14 protein-coding genes and 1 pseudogene are annotated in these 17,307 nt (G+C 71.7%); 11 read left to right on the plus strand and 4 right to left on the minus strand.

All coding sequences use genetic code 11. From position 1 onward, the window contains the following. Positions 1 to 42 precede the first annotated feature (42 nt). Entirely contained in the window at positions 43 to 1,392 is a 1,350-nt protein-coding gene (locus AB0I51_RS19575; RefSeq protein ID WP_362976696.1) for a glycoside hydrolase family 125 protein, read from the plus strand. 22 nt (positions 1,393 to 1,414) lie between these two features. On the opposite strand, the gene AB0I51_RS19580 is transcribed toward AB0I51_RS19575, so the two are convergent. Together AB0I51_RS19580 and AB0I51_RS19585 are read right to left on the minus strand one after the other, a co-directional pair. Beyond that, positions 1,415 to 1,954 (minus strand): GNAT family protein, encoded by a 540-nt coding sequence (locus AB0I51_RS19580; protein WP_362976698.1) that lies wholly within the window; start codon positions 1,952 to 1,954, stop codon positions 1,415 to 1,417. Between the two features lie 97 nt (positions 1,955 to 2,051). Then, the gene (locus AB0I51_RS19585) at positions 2,052 to 3,005 is read right to left on the minus strand and encodes a glycosyl hydrolase family 28 protein (protein WP_362976700.1); all 954 of its coding nucleotides are present in this window, start codon (positions 3,003 to 3,005) and stop codon (positions 2,052 to 2,054) included. Between the two features lie 98 nt (positions 3,006 to 3,103). Between AB0I51_RS19585 and AB0I51_RS19590 the strand changes: the two are divergent. The 3 genes and pseudogenes from AB0I51_RS19590 to AB0I51_RS19600 all read left to right on the plus strand — a co-directional run. Further along, positions 3,104 to 3,250, plus strand: a pseudogene (locus AB0I51_RS19590) (transposase family protein); the annotation flags it as partial. A gap of 154 nt (positions 3,251 to 3,404) precedes the next feature. After that, positions 3,405 to 3,614 carry a hypothetical protein gene (locus AB0I51_RS19595; protein WP_362976934.1) on the plus strand — a complete coding sequence of 70 codons (210 nt, stop codon included), beginning with the start codon at positions 3,405 to 3,407 and terminating at the stop codon, positions 3,612 to 3,614. Between the two features lie 14 nt (positions 3,615 to 3,628). Further along, positions 3,629 to 4,630 (plus strand): transposase, encoded by a 1,002-nt coding sequence (locus AB0I51_RS19600; RefSeq protein ID WP_362976936.1) that lies wholly within the window; start codon positions 3,629 to 3,631, stop codon positions 4,628 to 4,630. A gap of 109 nt (positions 4,631 to 4,739) precedes the next feature. Here AB0I51_RS19600 and AB0I51_RS19605 read toward each other — a convergent pair whose 3' ends face one another. Further along, the gene (locus tag AB0I51_RS19605; RefSeq protein WP_362976702.1) at positions 4,740 to 5,108 is read right to left on the minus strand and encodes a VOC family protein; all 369 of its coding nucleotides are present in this window, start codon (positions 5,106 to 5,108) and stop codon (positions 4,740 to 4,742) included. Between the two features lie 64 nt (positions 5,109 to 5,172). Between AB0I51_RS19605 and AB0I51_RS19610 the strand changes: the two genes are divergently transcribed. Next, complete coding sequence (locus AB0I51_RS19610; protein ID WP_362976704.1) at positions 5,173 to 5,634, plus strand: MarR family transcriptional regulator; 462 nt, start codon at positions 5,173 to 5,175, stop codon at positions 5,632 to 5,634. Here AB0I51_RS19610 and AB0I51_RS19615 read toward each other — a convergent pair. After that, positions 5,602 to 6,453, minus strand: coding sequence for a hypothetical protein (locus AB0I51_RS19615; protein ID WP_362976706.1), 852 nt, complete (start codon positions 6,451 to 6,453; stop codon positions 5,602 to 5,604). The genes AB0I51_RS19610 and AB0I51_RS19615 overlap by 33 nt on opposite strands. 213 nt (positions 6,454 to 6,666) lie before the next feature. Here AB0I51_RS19615 and AB0I51_RS19620 point away from each other — a divergent pair, with 213 nt between their 5' ends. The 6 genes from AB0I51_RS19620 to AB0I51_RS19645 all read left to right on the plus strand — a co-directional run bounded on the left by AB0I51_RS19620 (position 6,667) and on the right by AB0I51_RS19645 (position 17,253). Next, positions 6,667 to 8,235, plus strand: a complete 1,569-nt coding sequence (locus AB0I51_RS19620) for an acyl-CoA carboxylase subunit beta (RefSeq protein ID WP_362976924.1) — start codon at positions 6,667 to 6,669, stop codon at positions 8,233 to 8,235. 67 nt (positions 8,236 to 8,302) lie between these two features. Then, positions 8,303 to 10,045: a fatty acyl-AMP ligase gene (locus AB0I51_RS19625; protein WP_362976708.1), complete on the plus strand. Its 1,743-nt coding sequence runs from the start codon at positions 8,303 to 8,305 to the stop codon at positions 10,043 to 10,045. After that, positions 10,042 to 14,103, plus strand: a complete 4,062-nt coding sequence (locus AB0I51_RS19630) for a beta-ketoacyl synthase N-terminal-like domain-containing protein (protein WP_362976710.1) — start codon at positions 10,042 to 10,044, stop codon at positions 14,101 to 14,103. Before AB0I51_RS19625 ends, AB0I51_RS19630 begins: the two co-directional genes overlap by 4 nt. A gap of 113 nt (positions 14,104 to 14,216) precedes the next feature. Continuing rightward, positions 14,217 to 15,140: an alpha/beta hydrolase family protein gene (locus tag AB0I51_RS19635; RefSeq protein WP_362976926.1), complete on the plus strand. Its 924-nt coding sequence runs from the start codon at positions 14,217 to 14,219 to the stop codon at positions 15,138 to 15,140. Between the two features lie 122 nt (positions 15,141 to 15,262). Continuing rightward, entirely contained in the window at positions 15,263 to 16,516 is a 1,254-nt protein-coding gene (locus AB0I51_RS19640) for a helix-turn-helix domain-containing protein (protein ID WP_362976712.1), read from the plus strand. 95 nt (positions 16,517 to 16,611) lie between these two features. Beyond that, complete coding sequence (locus tag AB0I51_RS19645) at positions 16,612 to 17,253, plus strand: cutinase family protein (protein ID WP_362976714.1); 642 nt, start codon at positions 16,612 to 16,614, stop codon at positions 17,251 to 17,253. The last annotated feature ends 54 nt before the right edge of the window (positions 17,254 to 17,307 follow it).

Raw genomic sequence — 17,307 nt, forward strand, 5'->3', positions numbered from 1 at the left:
AGAGGCGCGATGGTAACGTTTCCCGGGTCAACATCCGGAACAATGTGGGCAGTTCCGGAGTCGCTGAGCACGCTCGGGCGGCGGCTGGCCGATGGGCTGCGGGGCGGTGCGGCGGCGGACATCGTCGAGCGGTGCCTGACCAACACCTGGACGACGTCGATGAGTTGGGGCACTGGGTCGGCCTACGGCCCGGAGGTGTTCGTCAAGACCGGTGACATCCCGGCGATGTGGCTGCGGGACAGTACGGCACAGGTCCGGCCCTACCTCGCGGTGGCCACGGACCCGGAGGTCGGTGACGTCCTGGCGGCCGTCTCGCGGCGGCAGATCCGCTGCGTGCTGCTGGACCCGTACGCCAACGCCTTCAACGACGGCCCGAGCGGCGCGCACGGCGAACCCTGCGACCGGCCCACGCCGGGCGACTGGATCTGGGAGCGCAAGTACGAACTCGACTCGCTCTGCGCACCGTTGCAGCTGGCGTACGCGATCCGGCGGGCGACCGGCCGGGAGGACCATCTCGACGAGGCGTTCCACCGCGCGGCCTGGACGATCGTGCGGCTGTGGCGGGCGGAGCAGTCCCACGGGCGGGATTCGCCCTACCGGTTCGTCCGCCCGTCCGGCCCGTTCGCCGGTGACAGTCTTCCGCTCGACGGGCGTGGCGCGGAAACGGGTTGGACCGGTATGACATGGTCGGGCTTCCGGCCGAGCGACGACGCATGCGTCCACGGCTATCTGGTGCCGGCCAACGCGCTGGCGTCGGCGAGTCTGCACGGGCTGGCCGAGCTGGCCGCGGCGGTGCTCGACGACACCGAACTCGCCCATGCGGCTTGGCGGTTGGCGGACGAGATCGACGCCGGGATCCTGGCGCACGCGGTGACCGAGGTCGACGGTGCCGCCGTCCTCGCGTACGAGGTGGACGGTCTCGGAGGCGCACTGCTCTGCGACGACGCGAACCTGCCGAGTCTGCTGAGCCTTCCGCTGAGCGGCTGGTGCACACCCGGGGACCCGCTGTACCGGGCGACCCGGCGCTTCGCTCTCTCCGAGGCCAACCCCTCGTACTTCAGCGGCGGTTACGCCTCCGGGATCGGCAGTTCGCACACGCCTGACCGCCACGTCTGGCCGCTGGCGATCGCCACCGCCGGTCTGACGGGCGACGCGGGCGAGGCGGCCCGGGCCCTGGAGATCCTGGCGGCCACCACCGCCGGTACCGGCCTGATGCACGAGAGCTTCCATGTCGACGCGCCGGGCCGGTTCACCCGGGAGTGGTTCGGCTGGGCGAACGCGATGTTCTGTGAGCTCGCGCTTGCGGTGTCCGGGGAGGGGGTGCGGCATTTGTTCCCGGTGCATCCGCGGACTCTGCCCGCGACGCCGGGAGCGGGTGGTGGGGTGGCGTGAGCGGGGGTCGGACGCCTTGCGGTCAGGCGGACGGCGAGACCGGGGACCGCAGGCCGAGCCACTGCTCGGCCTCCCAGGCCTCGAACCGCTCCACCTCGGTGAACCCCAGCTTTGCCGCGAGGCGCATCGAGCCGCCATTGGCGGTCCGGGTGGCGAGCACCACCGCCTCACCGGGAAGGACGCCGTCGAACGGGTCGGGTGCCGCCGGGCACGCCTCGGCGGCGTACCCGGATCCCCACGCCCGCGGCAGGAACAGGTAGCCGAGATCGACCTTTCCTTCCGCAGCCGGGCGACGGTGCTCCGGTGCTCTCCTGAGCAGGATCTGGCCGATCGTCGCCCCGTCGAGCCCGACGCCGAAACTCCCGGGCCACCGCTCGGGAGTCCCGGGCAACTCGCGCTCGAGTTCGGCACGCGGGCGGGGACCCCCGAGGTAGGTGTGCACCTCGGGTGACGCCGACGGCTCGATGAACGTCGCACGGTCCCGGGCCTCGGGCGCACGGAGCACGAGCCTCCCGGTCCGCATCGGCTCGGGCGGCCAGGCGACGGGTCCCAGGTCTGACATGCGTGCAGGCCAACGGTCCGAGGGGTGTGGGAAGTCGGCGTCCCCTCGCTGCCGCCCGCCCGGTCGTCGGGCCGCCCCCTACTGTCGCCCTCCGAGCTCAGGGCGTGATCGTGAGGCCGCCGTAGTCCGAGAGGTCGGTCCGGTTCAGTTGGCTCGGGGTCGTTGCCCCGGTCGTGGTTCCCGGCATCACTATGCGGCTCAGGGTGATGTCCGAAATGGGCGCGCCCGGTTGGCCGTTGATGCGGGCTGCGGTGACGCCCGCGTCGCGGACCCGGACGTTGGAGACCGTGACGCCGGTGACCGGGCCGACACCCGCCGTGCTGCCGGTCATCAGGGCGAGCCAGGTGCGGTTGTCGTCGTTCTTGTAGCTGAGCCGCTCGATGTCGATGTCGTCGAACTTGAGGTCGGTCGCTGCGGCCGTGCCGTACTTGTGGTGGACGCCGATGCCCACGGCCGCGTCGTAGACGACGACGTGCTGGAAGGTGACCTTGTTCTGCGGCTCGTAGACGCCCTGGCCGACCTTGACGCCGTAGCAATAGGTCCAGGAGACGAGGTCGTTGAAGGTGACGTCGCCGAGAGGGCGGGGGGTGCCGGGGACCGAGTTGTAGATGTCGGCGCCGGCCGGCCAGGTCTTGGTGCTGAAGGGGTCGTCGAGGCCGATGCCGATCGCGTGGTCGACGGTGACGTTGGTGGACTCCATGACGTCGATGCCGTCGTTCTCGCCCATGTCGAACCTGTTGAACAGCTTGATGTTCCGGAAGGTCAGGTCCGAGGAACGCAGCGGGATGACCGCCCAGCTGCTGGACTCCCGGAAGGTGATGCCGTCGACGGTGAAGCCGCTCGTGTAGATCGGGGCCAGGAGGTTCACGCCGAGGTTGAAGGGCGCGAGCGCGGCCTGGCCGTTGCCGTCGATGACGCCGCGGCCGTAGATCTTGATGTTCGTGGAGGAGTACCGGGTGGAGATGAACCAGGTGAGGTCGCGCCCCTGGGAGTCCTTGGGCTCTGGCGCTGATCTTGTGACGCTGTCGGTGTCAGTGGTGGCTGTGATCATGGCTCGCGTGTTCTTCGCGGAGTTTCGGGGCGTTGTTCCCTCATCTGGCCGGTGTCGTGGTGGAGTTGGTCGAGCAGGCTGCGGCCGGGGTGGTCACGATGCATGCGCGGGCCCGCTCGACGGGTGCGGACTGTCCGCACTGCGGTAGTGCGTCAGACCGGGCACACGGCCGGTATATGCGACGGCTTGCGGATGCCGCGGTCGGCGGCGTCAGAGTGGTGATCGAGCTGCTGGTGCGGCGCTTCAAGTGCCCGAACCTGGCCTGCCAGGCGGTGACGTTCGCCGAGCAGATCGCGGGGCTAACGAGCCCGCATGCCCGCTACACGCCACTGGTTCGTGAGCAGTTGACCTCGATCGCTCTCGCGCTGGCCGGCCGGGCGGGAGCCCGTCTGGCCGGAGGTGCTGGGCCTGCGCGTCGCCAAGGACGCCCTGTTACGCCTGGTCCGCGCCGCGCCGGAAGAACCCGTCGGACAGATCCGCGTGCTCGGGGTCGACGATTTCGCGCTACGCAAGGGGGACTCGTACGCCACGATCCTGGTGGATCTGGAGACACGGCGCCCGGTGGACATGCTGCCCGGCGTGACGCCGAACCGCTCGCGGCACGGCTGAAGGTCCATCCGGAAGTGGAGATCATCTGCCGGGACCGGGCCGGGGCTTACGCCGAGGGCGCCCGCACCGGCGCCCCGCAAGCGGTGCAGGTCGCCGACGCCTGGCATTTGTGGCACAACCTCGGCGCGGCCGTCGAAAAGACCGTCTCCGCCCACCACTCCTGCGTCCGGACCACGTTCGAGAACACCGTCCCGGCCACCCCGCCGGCCGGCGACGACATATGGCTGACGCCGCCGGCTGCCGCGCTGCTCGACGTCTGCGGACGGGAACGCCGACTGGTGACCCGGACCAGGGAACGCCACACAGCCGTGCGACAGCTCCTGGACGACGGCAGCACGCTGGAGGACATCTGCCGGACACTGCAGCTGGACCGGTCCACCGTGCGCCGCTTCGCCCGCGCCACCAGTATCGACGAGCTGCTGGTCAAAGCGACGAACCGCTCCACCATCCTGGACGAGTACAAGCCCTACCTGCACCAGCGGTGGATCGAGGGCTGTCACAGCAGTGCCCAACTCCACCAGGAGATCGTGGCCCTTGGTTTCGCCGGAAGCCTCCAGACCGTCCGCCGCTACCTCCGCCCGTTCAAGACCGCCACCGTTGGGCCACCCGCGCGCCGCTCGGCTCCACGGCCCCGCCGCATCGTCCGCTGGATCATGGCCGACCCCGGAAACCTGACCGCCGATGATGCCGCCGACCTCAAGGAGATCCGGACCGGCTGTAGCGAACTCGACGCCGTCACCCACCACGTCCGCGACTTCGCCGCCATGATCCGTGACCTGCGGGGCGATCAACTGCCCGCCTGGATGGAGCGCGCCCTCGCCGATGACCTGCCCGCCCTGCACTCCCTGATCATCGGGCTGAGCCGCGACATCGACGCCGTCACCGCCGGGCTCTCCACCCCCTGGAGCTCCGGCCAGGTCGAAGGCCAGGTTACTAGGACGAAACTCCCCAAAAGGCAAGGGTATGGACGAGCCAACCTCGACTTCCTACGCAAACGCGTACTCCTCACGCCCTGACCCGCAGGGGCCCGGCAAAGTCATGAAGTAGGCCGTGCCAGGTGTCATAACTGCCGTTGCGAGTAGCCCGCTCAGGGCGCCTGCCGCGCCGAAGACCAGGACGCCAGTCTCAGCCGCGGTCGTGGAGGGTCACCTGGTAGCCGTCGGGGTCCGCGAACGTGAAAGTGCGGCCGAACGGCCCGTCGACGGGCGCTGAGACGATCGTCGTGCCAGCGGCGGCGAGGGCGTCGTGGATGTCCTGCGCGTCGGGGGCGTGCAGCCACAGCGCCATTCCCTGGCCCGGCTGTGTGATCGCGTCCAGGTTGACGCCCGCGACGACGTCGCGGACGGCGAACGCGATCGGCTTGGTGTCGAACACGACAGCGTGCGGCGGTCCTGCGTCAGAGCGCTTCAGCCCCAGGTACTGCTCGTAGAAAACGGCAGAGCGCTCCAGGTCGCGCACCTGCAGTGAAATGAAGTCGGGTCCGGTAACGGCCACGATTCTTACCTCCTCAAGACATGTCAGTCTTCTGACACGCCGGAATGTATGTCAGACTACTGACATGAGTCAAGGCGAGCCCGGAATCGAGCTGGACACATCACTGGGGTACATGCTGAAGGCGGCCGCGAGCGCCCTGCACTCAGCTCTGGAGGCCGTGCTGAGGCCGTTGGGCATGACGATCACCCACTACTCCTGCCTGGAGCTGCTTGCCCAGCGACCGGGTCTGTCCAACTCCGAGCTTGCCCGCGGCACCTTCGTCACCCGGCAGTCGATGAACGTGCTTCTGCAGGCCCTCGAACGCCAGGGACTCGTCGTCCGCCCGGCACAGGCACCCGTCGGCAGGGTCCTGCCCACCGAGCTGACCGCCCGCGGGCGCCGCCAGCTCAAGGTGGCCAGCGCCGCGGTTCGCCGCGTCGAGCAAGACATGCTGGCCAATCTGGATGCCAGCGAACAAGACCAGATGCGGCGCCTGCTCACTGCGTGCATCGCCTCACTGATCGAACCGCCCGCATCGGCGACGTAACCGCTCCGGAATTACGACTTTGCCGTGTCCCTGCCCTGATCCGACGCCGTCACAAGATCGGCGCCAGAGCCAGTTCTTGTGTCCGTTCACCACGTAGTGGGCGGCCTCCCCCGTGTAGCGGAGGACCGCGCCGGGTGCGAGATAGAGCGCGAGGTTGCTGCGCAGGTAGAGATTGCCGAGGGTGTAGACGCCGGCCGGGACGTACACGATGCCCTGGGTGCTGTTCGCGGAGCCGTACGCGACTGCGTCGTTGAGGGCCGTCTGGAAGGCCGTCGTGGTGTAGGCGCCGGTGTTCGGCTGGGCCGAGTAGGGCGCGCTCTGCACGTTGAAGACACCGGTGCCGCCGGTGGCCGGACGGTTCGTCTCGGCCGGGTCGGCGGCGATGACCAGGTTCGGGCGCCCGTCGAGCTTGACGATCAGGTACTCGTCGTTCTGGACGGTGAAGGTCAGGGTCGGGCCGCTGACGGTCCCGGTGATGCCGAGTTTCTGCGGGCTGACGCTGTACGCGCCGATGGCGGTGTTGTTGAGCTTTGTCACCGTGATGGTGGCGGTGCCGGATCCGAGGGCGAGTTGCGCGATGTCGTAGCCCGTGTACTTCGTCACCGGTACGGACGTTCCGTTGACGGTCAACTTGTAGTCCGTCGACGCCGGGCAGATCGACGGGACCGGGTACGCCGTCACGGTCCCCGCCGCGGCACGGGCCGGGTTCGGGGTTCCCAGGAGTGCCGCCACGCCGAGCAGGAGCGCGGTGAGTCCGAGGGCCGACAGGCGGCGGAGGGGGCTTCCGGCTCCGGCGATCGGTGTCAGTGGTGGTCTCATCCGGCGTCCTCCCGAAGGGCAACGTTTCCATTGCCATCCCAAAATAGTGGTCTGGACCACGGAACCCCCCAGCCCCTTGCGGCCCCTTTCCGGTCCGTTGTCACTTCAGGACGAACCTGCGTCGCCCGGGACTCAACTCCCGCAAACAGAACGGCGATCCTCCGGTCCGTCGCCGAATCGCTGCCATATTCGAGAACCACTTCGGAGGTGGCTGTGACGCTAGAGGCGACGACATCCCTGACGGCAGCGACACCCGCGGCGGACCGCACCGCCGGACGCATCGCCGACCTGGAGGAGCGACGGGCGCGGGCGGTGGTCACCGGCGCGCCGAGAAGACACGGGGCGCTCGGTGCGCGGGAGCGGATCGAACGGCTGCTGGACGCGGGCTCGTTCGCGGAGACCGGTGTGTTCGTGCGGGCGAGAGCGGTGGGGGACGGTGCCCAACGGCCCTACGGAGACGGGGTCGTCACCGGATACGGCACGGTCGACGGACGGCCGGTCTGTGTGTTCGCGCAGGACTCCACGGTCTTCGGCGGCAGCATGGGCGAGGCCTTCGGCGAGAAGACCGTGGCACTCATGGAACTCGCCCTGAAGACCGGGTGTCCGGTCGTGGGGCTCAACGACTCCGGGGGCGCCCGCATCCAGGAGGGCGTCAACTCCCTCGCTCTGTACGCCGAGTTGGTGCGGCGCAATGTGAAGGCGTCCGGGGTGATCCCGCAGATCTCCGTCGTCCTGGGCCCGTGTGCGGGCGGCGCCGCCTACTCCCCCGCGATCACCGACTTCACCGTGATGGTCGACGGCTCCTCGCACATGTTCGTCACAGGACCCGACGTCATCGAGGCGGTGACCGGTGAACGCACCACCGCCGAGGAGCTGGGCGGCGCCCGCACCAGCAACTCCGTGAACGGCAACGCCCACTTCCTCGCCACCGACGAGGAGGACGCGCTCGACACCGTACGCGACCTGCTGTCGTACCTTCCCGCCAACAACCTGGAGCGGCCCCCGCAGTACGCGCCCGGAGCCGTCGCCGCCGGGGACCTGCTCGACGAGCTCGTGCCCGACCGGCTCGGTCACGCCTACGACATGCGGGACATCCTGCGCGCGGTCGTGGACGACGGTGAACTCCTTTACGTCCAGGAGCTGTTCGCGCCGAACATCATCTGTGCGCTGGCCCGGATCGAGGGGGCGAGCGTCGGGGTCGTCGCCAACCAGCCGCTGCACTCGGCCGGCGTCCTCGACATCGACGCCTCCGAGAAGGCCGCGCGGTTCGTGCGGTTCTGCGACGCGTTCGGTATCCCGCTGCTGACCTTCGCCGACGTCCCAGGCTATCTCTCCGGCGTGTGCCAGGAGCAGGGCGGCATCATCCGGCGCGGTGCCAAACTCCTGTACGCGTACGCCGAGGCGACCGTCCCGAAGGTGACCGTGGTGGTGCGCAAGGCGTACGGCGGCGGGTACGCGGTGATGGGTTCCAAGCATCTCGGCGCCGACCTCAACCTCGCGTGGCCGACCGCACGGATCGCCGTCATGGGCGCGGAGGGTGCCGTGGGGGTGCTGCACCGGCGTGAACTCGCCGCGGCGGACGACCCGGAGGCGCTGCGGGCCGACCTCGTCGCCACGTACGAGGCCACGCACGGGACTCCCTACCTCGCCGCCGAACGCGGATACGTCGACGACGTCATCACGCCGCGCGACACCCGCGTCCACGTCGGCCGCGCCCTCCGCGCGCTGCGCGGCAAGCGCGCCCCGATGCCGGAGCGACGGCACGGCAACATCCCGCTCTGACCGCCGAGTTCACCCCTGCACACCGCTCTCCCCCCGCTCGCCCCGCTGTTCGTGAGGAGCCCGTCCGATGGACAGTCGCCGCCCGCCGCTCGCGCCCGCGTACCGGACCCTGCCCGAGTACGTACGGCACTGGGCCGAAATCACCCCGGACCGCCGGGCGTTCACCTTCGTCGACCATCCCGCCCCCAACTCCCGTGGTGTGCACCGCACATTGACCTGGCAGCTGCTCGATCTGCGGGTACGGGCACTGGCCGCCCGGCTCACCGAGCAGGCCGAACCCGGTTCGCGGGTCGCCCTGTTGTGCCCGCAGGGGACGGACTACATCACCGCGTTCCTGGCGGCGCTGGCCGCCCGGATGGTCGCCGTACCGCTGTATCCGCCCGGTCTGCCCGGGCAGGGCGACCGGCTCGTCGGGGTGTTGGGGGACGCGCGGCCCGCGGTCGTGATGACCACCGGCCGTGTTCTCGCCGAGGTGACGGACTTCTGCGAGCGTGCGGAGGTGCCGGTCCTCGCGGCGGACCGGGTGCCCGACACCGCCGCCCTCGACCGTCCTGCGCCGGAGCCGGATTCGGACGCGACCGCCTATCTCCAGTACACCTCCGGGTCGACCCGGGCTCCGGCGGGCGTGGAGATCACCCACGCCAACGTCGTCGCCAACGCCCGCCAGGCGCTGACCGCTTATGGCGCCGACGCGCATCCGGTGACCTGCGTGGGCTGGCTGCCGCTCTACCACGACATGGGGCTGGTGCTGAGCGTGGCGGCCCCCGTCGTACGCGGGGTGCCCTCCGTACTCATGGACCCGGCCGCGTTCCTGCACGAACCGGCGCGCTGGCTACGGCTGTTGGCCGCGCATCCGCGTGCGCTGAGTGCCGCGCCGAACTTCGCCTACGACTACTGCGCCTCCGCCGTCACCGAGGCGCAGAAGGAGGGGCTGCGGCTGGACGGGGTCGCCGCGCTGATCAACGGCAGCGAACCCGTCCGGCCCGGCACCGCCGACCGTTTCCACGCCGCTTTCGCCGCCCAGGGGCTGGCGGCAGACGCGCACTGTCCGTCGTACGGGCTCGCCGAGGCCACCGTGTTCGTCAGCGCCGCCCGGCCCGGCCGGCCGCTCGGCCGGTTCGCCCTCGACCGGGACGCCCTCTCCGCCGGAAAGGCCCTGCCCGCGCGGCCCGAGGATCCACGGGCCGTGCTCCTCGCGGGCTGCGGAACTCCGGTGGGGCAGCGGGTCCGCATCGTCGATCCGGTCGCCCGTGCCGTGCTGGCCGAGGGGGAGGTCGGGGAGATCTGGGTGCGGGGCGCCAATGTGGGGCGCGGCTACTGGAACAACTCCGCGCAGACCCGGCGCGTGTTCGGCGCCTCGCTCGGCGCGGACGCGCCGGGCGGCTGGCTGCGCACCGGTGATCTGGGGACCGTCCTGGACGGACAGTTGATCGTCACGGGCCGGCTCAAGGACCTCATCGTCGTCGACGGCCGCAACCACTATCCGCAGGACGTGGAGGCCACCGCGCAGGACGCGCACCGGGCCGTACGACGAGACCGGCTCGCCGCGTTCGGGGTGCCGGGCGGCGCGGGCGAGCGGGTGGTGGTCGTGGCCGAGCACACGCGGAGCACCAGTCTCGCCGACCTCGACGTGCCGGCCCTGACGCGTGCCGTGCGCGCGGCCGTCTCCGCGCGGCACGGGCTGCGGCTCGCCGATGTCGTCCTGGTCGCTCCCGGCACCGTGCCCCGCACCTCCAGCGGCAAGGTGTCACGGGCCCTGACCCGCGCCCGGTATCTGGAGGGCGACTATGCGACGGGGACCGCGGGATGACGGCCGTCGACGGGAGCGGGCCGAACTCCGGGACGGGGGAACGGGTGACGGCCGCCGACGAGAACGCGCTGCGGCTGCGGATCGTGGAGCGGGTGGCCGAGTGGCACGGCACGCCGGTGCGTGACGTGGCGATGGACCGGCCGCTGGCCGAACTCGGCATGTCCTCGCGGGACGCGGTCGTGCTGGCGGGCGAGTTGTCGCTGCTGACCGGGCACGAGCTGCCGGCGACGCTGCTGTGGGAGGCCCCGACCGTGGACGCGCTGGTGGCGCGGTTGTGCGGCACCGGCCTCCGGCCCGGCCCGCGTCACCTCCCCGCACCGGCCGTGCGGGCTGCGCCCGGGGAGCCCGTCGCGGTGATCGGGGTCGGCTGCCGGCTGCCGGGCGGGGTGCACGGCCCGGACGACTACTGGCAGTTGCTGATCGACGGCGTCGACGCGATCAGACGCGTCCCCGAGGACAGATGGGGCGACTTCACGCCGTTCCCGCCCGCGGAAACACCCGCGTACGGCGGCTACTTGGACGACATCGCCGGGTTCGACGCCGACTTCTTCCGGATCACCCCGCGCGAGGCCGCGGTGATGGATCCCCAGCAGCGGATCCTCCTGGAGGTCGTCCGCGAGACGCTCGACCACGCCGGCGTCCCGGCCACGGCCCTCGCGGGCACGGCCACCGGCATCTACGTCGGCGTCTCGGCCCCGGAGTACGGCCGCCTCACCGGCGCCGACGCGCACGCCGTCGACCCGTGGGCCCCGGCGGGCGCGGCACTCAGTGTGACGGCGGGCCGGCTGGCGTACGTCCTGGACACCCACGGCCCCAACATGGCGGTGGACACGGCCTGTTCGTCCTCCCTGGTCGCCGTGCACCAGGCCTGTGCGAGCCTGCGGGAGGGCGAGACCGACACGGCGATCGCCGCCGGGGTCAACGTCCTGCTCTCCCCCGCCGTCGGTGTCGCCTTCGCCCGCGCGGGGGCGCTCGCGCCGGACGGCCGCTGCAAGCCGTTCGCCACCACGGCCGACGGCATCGGGCGCGGAGAGGGCTGCGCGGCGGTGCTGCTGAAACGGCTCTCCGACGCCGAGCGCGACGGTGACCGCGTCCTCGCGGTGATCCGCGCCACCGCGGTCAACTCCGACGGCCGCTCGGGCGGCCTGCTCGCCCCCAACCCGGCCGCACAGCAGGCCCTGTTGGCCACGGCGTACGGGCGGGCCGGACTCGCCCCGGCCCACGTGGACTACGTGGAGGCGCACGGCACCGGTACCCCGCTGGGCGACCCGATCGAAGCGGGCGCGCTCGGCGCGGTGCTGGGTGCGGGCCGCGACCGTGAACAGCCCCTGCTGCTCGGCTCGGTGAAGGGCAACCTCGGGCATCTGGAGTGCGCGGCCGGTCTCGCCGGCCTGGTGAAGACGGTCCTCGCCCTCCACCACGACCTCGTCCCGCCCTCGCTGCACGGCACCTCCCTCCCCGACGCACGGCTGCGCCTGGTCACCGAGCCCGAACCCTGGCCCCGCTACGGCGGCACGGCCACCGCCGGCGTCTCGGGCTTCGGCTTCGGCGGTACCAACGCCCATGCGGTACTGGAGGAGTGGCGGCCGACCGTGCCTGCGACTCAGGGGGGCGGGGGGACGTCGGTCGAGGAGCCGGCCGCCCGCCTCCATCTCCTCTCCGACCTGGACACCGAGCGGGTCCGGGACACCGCCGCCCGGCTCGCCGCGTGGCTGCGCACTCCCGTGGGGAGCGCGGCCCGCCCCGCCGACGTGGCACACACGCTCGCGGGACGTACCGGGCGAGGACCCGTGCGCGCCGCCGTCGTCGCCTGCGACGGGCGCGAACTGGTTGACGCGCTGGGCGCGTTGGCACAGGGCGTCCGCGATCCGCGGGTGGTCACCGGCGACCGCGACCGGGTGGGGCGCGGTCCGGTGTGGGTGTTCTCCGGATACGGCAGCCAGTGGACCGGCATGGCACGCCAACTCCTCTTGGAGGAACCGGCCTTCGCCGCCGCCGTGGAGAGACTCGACGCCCGACTCACCGACGTCTTCGGCTTCTCCCTCCGCGCGCACCTGGCCGACGCCGGACCGCTCGACCGGCTCGACGTGTCCCAACCTGTGCTCTTCGGCGTCCAGTTGGCGCTCGCCGAGCTGTGGCGGGCCTACGGCGTGGAGCCCGCCGCCGTGATCGGCCACTCCTTGGGCGAGGTGGCCGCCGCGGTGTGCGCGGACGCGCTGGACGTGGTGGACGCGGCCCGGGTCGTCGCCGTACGGGCCCGGTTGCTCGCCGGACTGCGCGGCGGCGCGATGGCCGTCGTGGACCTGGAGGACGATGAACTGCCCGACCTGGAGCGGGAGTTCCCTGGTGTCCAGGTCGCCGTGCACTCCTCGCCCCGGCAGAAGGTCGTCACCGGCGACGAGGTGGCGGTCGCCCGACTGGTGCGCCGGATGGAGGAACGGGGGCGTGCCGCCCGGGCCATGCGGGTCGTCGGCGCCGGACACTCGCCCCAGGTGGACCCGCTGTTGCCGGAGCTGGTCGAGGCCCTCAAGGACCTCCGGGGCCGGTCACCACGCATCCCCGTCTACTCCACCGTCCTCGACGACCCGTGCGGCGCCTGCGAGTTCGACGCCGAGCACTGGGCCGCCAACCTGCGCCGGCCGGTGCGACTGGACCGGGCCCTCGCGGCGGCCGCGGCGGCCGGTCGTACCGCCTTCGTCGAGATCTCGCCGCATCCGGTCCTGGCCAGGGCCGTCACCGACACCGTGCCCGGCGCGTTCACCGTGGGCACCCTGCGGCGCGACGCGGCCGGATCCGCCGCGTTTCTCACGGAGTTGGGTGCCGTGTATGCGGCGGGGCTGCCCCTGCCGGTGCCGGCCGGCCGGGTCGTCGACCTTCCGCTGCCGCGCTGGCGGCATGTCCGGTACTGGTGGACGGACGGGCGGGGGCATGTCACAGGGGATCCGTCGCCGGGACCCGCCGTTGTCCCGGAGCCCACCGCTGCTGTGGAGTCCCCGCCCACTTCGGTGGTCGCCCGCGTCAGTCACCACGTCGCCGCCGTCACCGGCCATCCCACGGCCCGCATCACCCCCACCACCGCGTTGGCCGACCTCGGCCTGGACTCCCTGCTGGCCGTCCGGATCCGTACCGCCCTGGACCGTGAGTTCGGGGTCGAGCTGCAGCTGCGCGACCTGTTCGACGCCACGACGATCGACGAAGTGGCCGACCGGATACGGCAGTCGACGGACGAGCCGCCCCCGCTCCGCACGCTTCGCGCAGGCGGCACGCACGCCCCGCTCTTCCTCTTCCACGCCGCCGGCGGCACCGCCGACGTCTACCGCGCACTGGCCCAACACCTGGGCGACGACCGGCCGGTGCACGGCCTCGACCGGATCGAGGACGCCCGCACGGTGCCGGAGAAGGCGCGGCGCTATGTCGAGGAGATCACCACCGTGCACCCCAACGGGCCCTGTGTGTTGGGTGGTTGGTCCTTCGGGGGATTCCTCGCCCAGGAGACGGCACGCCGGCTCGTCGCGGCGGGGCGGGACGTCGAACTCGTCGCGCTCATCGATTCCGTACGCCCCCTCCCCCGGCCCGGCCGCACCCCCGCCGACCGTGTCCGCGCCCGCCTCACCGGTTTCGCCCGGCATGTCGCCGACACGTACGGCGTCCAACTGCCGCTGCCGTACGACGAACTCGTGGCGATGGACGACGACCGCGCCCGCATCGACGCCGTGCTGCGCGCCCTGCGCGGGGCCGTGCGGGTGCCGCCCGCCGCGCTGGAGCACCAGCGCGCCTCGTACCTGGATCTGCGGATCGGCGAGACGCACCGTCCGGGCCGGTACGAGGGCCGGGTGGTGCTGTACCGGGCCACGGAACCGGCGCCGCACACCGTGCGCGACCCGGCGTACGAGCGGGACGACGACGCGCTCGGCTGGGACGAGGTGTGCCCGCGCCTGACGGTCGTACCGGTGTCGGGACACCACCTGTCGCTGCTCGACCCGCCGCACGTCGACGAGATCGCCGCCCATCTGCGGCGGGTGCTGGCCTCGCCGGACGGACCCACCGCACCGGCCTGAGGACCCGCCGACCCGACCGAGGAGCCGCCATGCCGCACCATCGCCCAGCCACACCGCAGCACCCCGCCGGAATCCCCCCGCGCGCCGCCCTCCCACAGCGCCCTTCCGACGGAATGTCCCGGCGCGCCGCCACGCGGGTCGCCGCAGCCACTGGGCTCGCCGTCCTGTTCGGTGCCACGGCCGGCGTGGGCCGTGCCCGGGCCGCGACGCAGGTCTCGGCGCGTACCTTCGACGTGTCCGTGTCCTCGGCCGCGCTGGGCCGCAGCGCGCCGGTGCGGCTGATCCTGCCGTCGGACTTCGCCGCGCAGCCCGGTCGGACGTATCCCGTGCTGTATCTGCTGCACGGGGCACACGACGACTACACGTCCTGGACCCGGGAGACGGACATCGAGGCCTTCACCGAGGGGCGGGATCTCATCGTCGCGATGCCGGACGCGGGTCCGACCGGCATCCCCAGTGTCTGGCGCGAGGGCCCCGACTACGAGGCCTTCCAACTGCTGGAGGTTCCGGCGCTGCTGGCCCGCGACTACCGGGCGTCCGGTGTGCGGGCGGTCGCCGGGGTGTCCACCGGCGGCTACGGCGCGATGGCGCACGCGGCCCGCCACCCGGGCGCGTTCACCGCCGCCGCGTCCTACAGCGGGATCCTCGACACCACGGCACCCGGAGTGCCCTCCCTGGTGGACGCCATTGTGGCCCGCGAGAGCCTGGCGCCCCGCACGCTGTGGGGCAACCCCTTGCTGGACGGGCTCACTTGGCGGGCCTTCAATCCGCGCGCCCAGGCCGGCGGGCTGCGCGGCACACCGCTGTACGTGTCCAACGGTAGTGGTGTGGCAGGAGGTTCGGGTGACTGGCTGCCCGAGGCACTGGAGAGTCTGCTGTGGCCTTCCGCGCACAGTTTCACCGGTGTTCTCGCGCTGCTCGGCATTCCGGTCACCACCCACTTCTATCCGGGCGGAGGACACAGCTGGGCCTACTGGAAAGGGGAGTTCACCGCCTCGTGGCCGATGCTCGCCGCCGCGCTGGGGCTGCCGGAGTGATGTCGGTGCAGCCTGGGCACGGAACGGAGCGCAGGGGACGGCCGTCCAACACAGGACGTCCCCCTCGTCCCACGGGCAACGGCCCGTGGGTGAGCCGCCTCCGGGGGAAAGGAGTGTCCGTCGTGGCCGTCCCCACCCCGCGCGGAGTGCCCGCCGATCCCGCCACCGCCTCGGTACCGCCCGAGCTGGCCGAACTGCTGCGCGCCCAACTGCCGCGTGTCGCCGACGAGGTGGAGGAGGAGGTCCGCAGACAGGTGCCCGAGTACGGGCTGCCGTCCGGCGCCGTCTACCGCGAGAACCTGCGGGCCGGTGTGGTGCAGGCGCTCGCCCTGTTCATCGACCACATCGCCGACCCGCGCGACCAACGGTCCACGATGGCCACGACGTACTACGAGATCGGGCGCGGAGTGGCGCTGGACGGCCGCAGCCTGGACGCGGTGCAGTCCGCGTTACGGGTCGGCGGGCTGCACGCCTGGCGGCTGATGGGGCGCACGGCGGAGGAACTCGGCCTGGACTCGCAAGTCGTGGCCGCGCTCGGCGAGTTGGCGTTCCGGACCGTGCACGAGGTCGCCGAGGCGGCAGCCGCGGGTTATTCGGACGCGCGGTCGCACAGCGCGGACGAGTTGGAGCGGCGGCGCGGACGGCTGCTCGATCTGCTGCTGGGCGAGGGGCCGGTGTCCCCGGAGGATGTGCAGGACCTGGCGCACGGCGCACGGTGGCGGGTGCCTTCGCGGGTCGCCGTCATCGCGCTGGCGGGACCCGCGGACCCGCGTGCGGAGGACCGTCCGCCGGCGATACCCGGCGCGCTGGCCGACATGGAGTCACGGCCACCGCGCGTGCTGGTGCCGGATCCGGAGGGCTACGGCCGGTTCGGCGGCCGGTCGTTCGTCCTCGGCCTGGGCGGCCGTCCGGCGGCGATCGGTCCCACGGTCCCGGTGTCGGAGGCCGCGCGGTCGTTGCGCTGGGCCACGCGGGCGCTGGGGCTGATGGGGCGCGGGGTGCTGCCCCGGCAGGGCGTCGTGCTGTGCGCCGATCATCTGTCGACGCTGCTGCTGCACGGCGACGAGCCGCTGCTCGCACAGTTGGAGGCCCGGGCCCTGGCACCGCTCGACGCGGCGTCCGAGGGCCAACGCGCCCGGCTGGCCGAGACGTTGCTCGCCTGGCTGCTCAGCGGCAGCAACGTCCCCGACGTCGCCGCCCGGCTCCACATCCATCCGCAGACGGTCCGCTACCGCCTGCGCCAGCTGGAGAAGCTCTTCGGCGAGTCCCTGCACGACCCCGGCACCCGGCTGGACCTGATTCTCGCGCTGCGTTCCGCGTCGTCGCGGGAGAGCGAGCGCGACTCACGCCCCGACAAAAAAAGGGACGGTTTCTGAATTCCCGTCCATAACACCCGGTGAAACAACGCGAATACCTTCGAGGTGTCCTTTCCGCAGGCGCGTCGCACGCGCCCCACCCTCAAAGGATTCCCATGCGTATTCGCTTGTGCCTGGCCGCACTCTCGCTGGTCGGCGGAGCTGGTCTCGCCACCCTCACCGCGCCCACGGCGTCGGCCGCCACCTGCGCGGACCTCGACGTCGTGGCCGCTCGCGGCACCTTCGAGCCGGGAACTCTGGGCCTGATCGTCGGCGACCCGGTGCTCTCCTCGCTCCAGCAGAAAATCACCGGAAAGACCCTCTCCAGCTATGCGGTGAACTATCCCGCCGACCTTTCCCTGACGTCTGCCGCGACGGGAAACTCCGATTTGGTGAACCACGTGAACGCGCAGGCGGCGGCCTGCCCGAATCAGCGTTTCATTCTCGTCGGATATTCGCAGGGCGCGAATGTCGTCGACAACTCCATGGGGATCAGCAGCGACGGCGCGGTGGTCGGCAGCCCGATCGTGGCGACGATCCCGGCGGCGGTCGAACCCAAGGTCGCCGCGGTGCTGCTGTTCGGCAACCCGATCCGCGCCCTCGGCAAGAGCGTCACCGGCACCTACCAGAGCCGCACCATCGACTTCTGCGCCACCGGTGACCCCATCTGCCAGAACGGCGGGACGGACGTCCTGGCACACCTCGGCTACACCTCCGACGCCGACGCGGCGGCGACGTTCGCAGCGGGCAAGGTCTGAGCCGTAACAGCACTGTGGGGCCCGGGAGTTGATCCTCCCGGGCCCCTGTCAGGC

This window comes from Streptomyces sp. NPDC050549, assembly GCF_040655035.1.
Classification (GTDB): Bacteria; Actinomycetota; Actinomycetes; order Streptomycetales; family Streptomycetaceae; genus Streptomyces.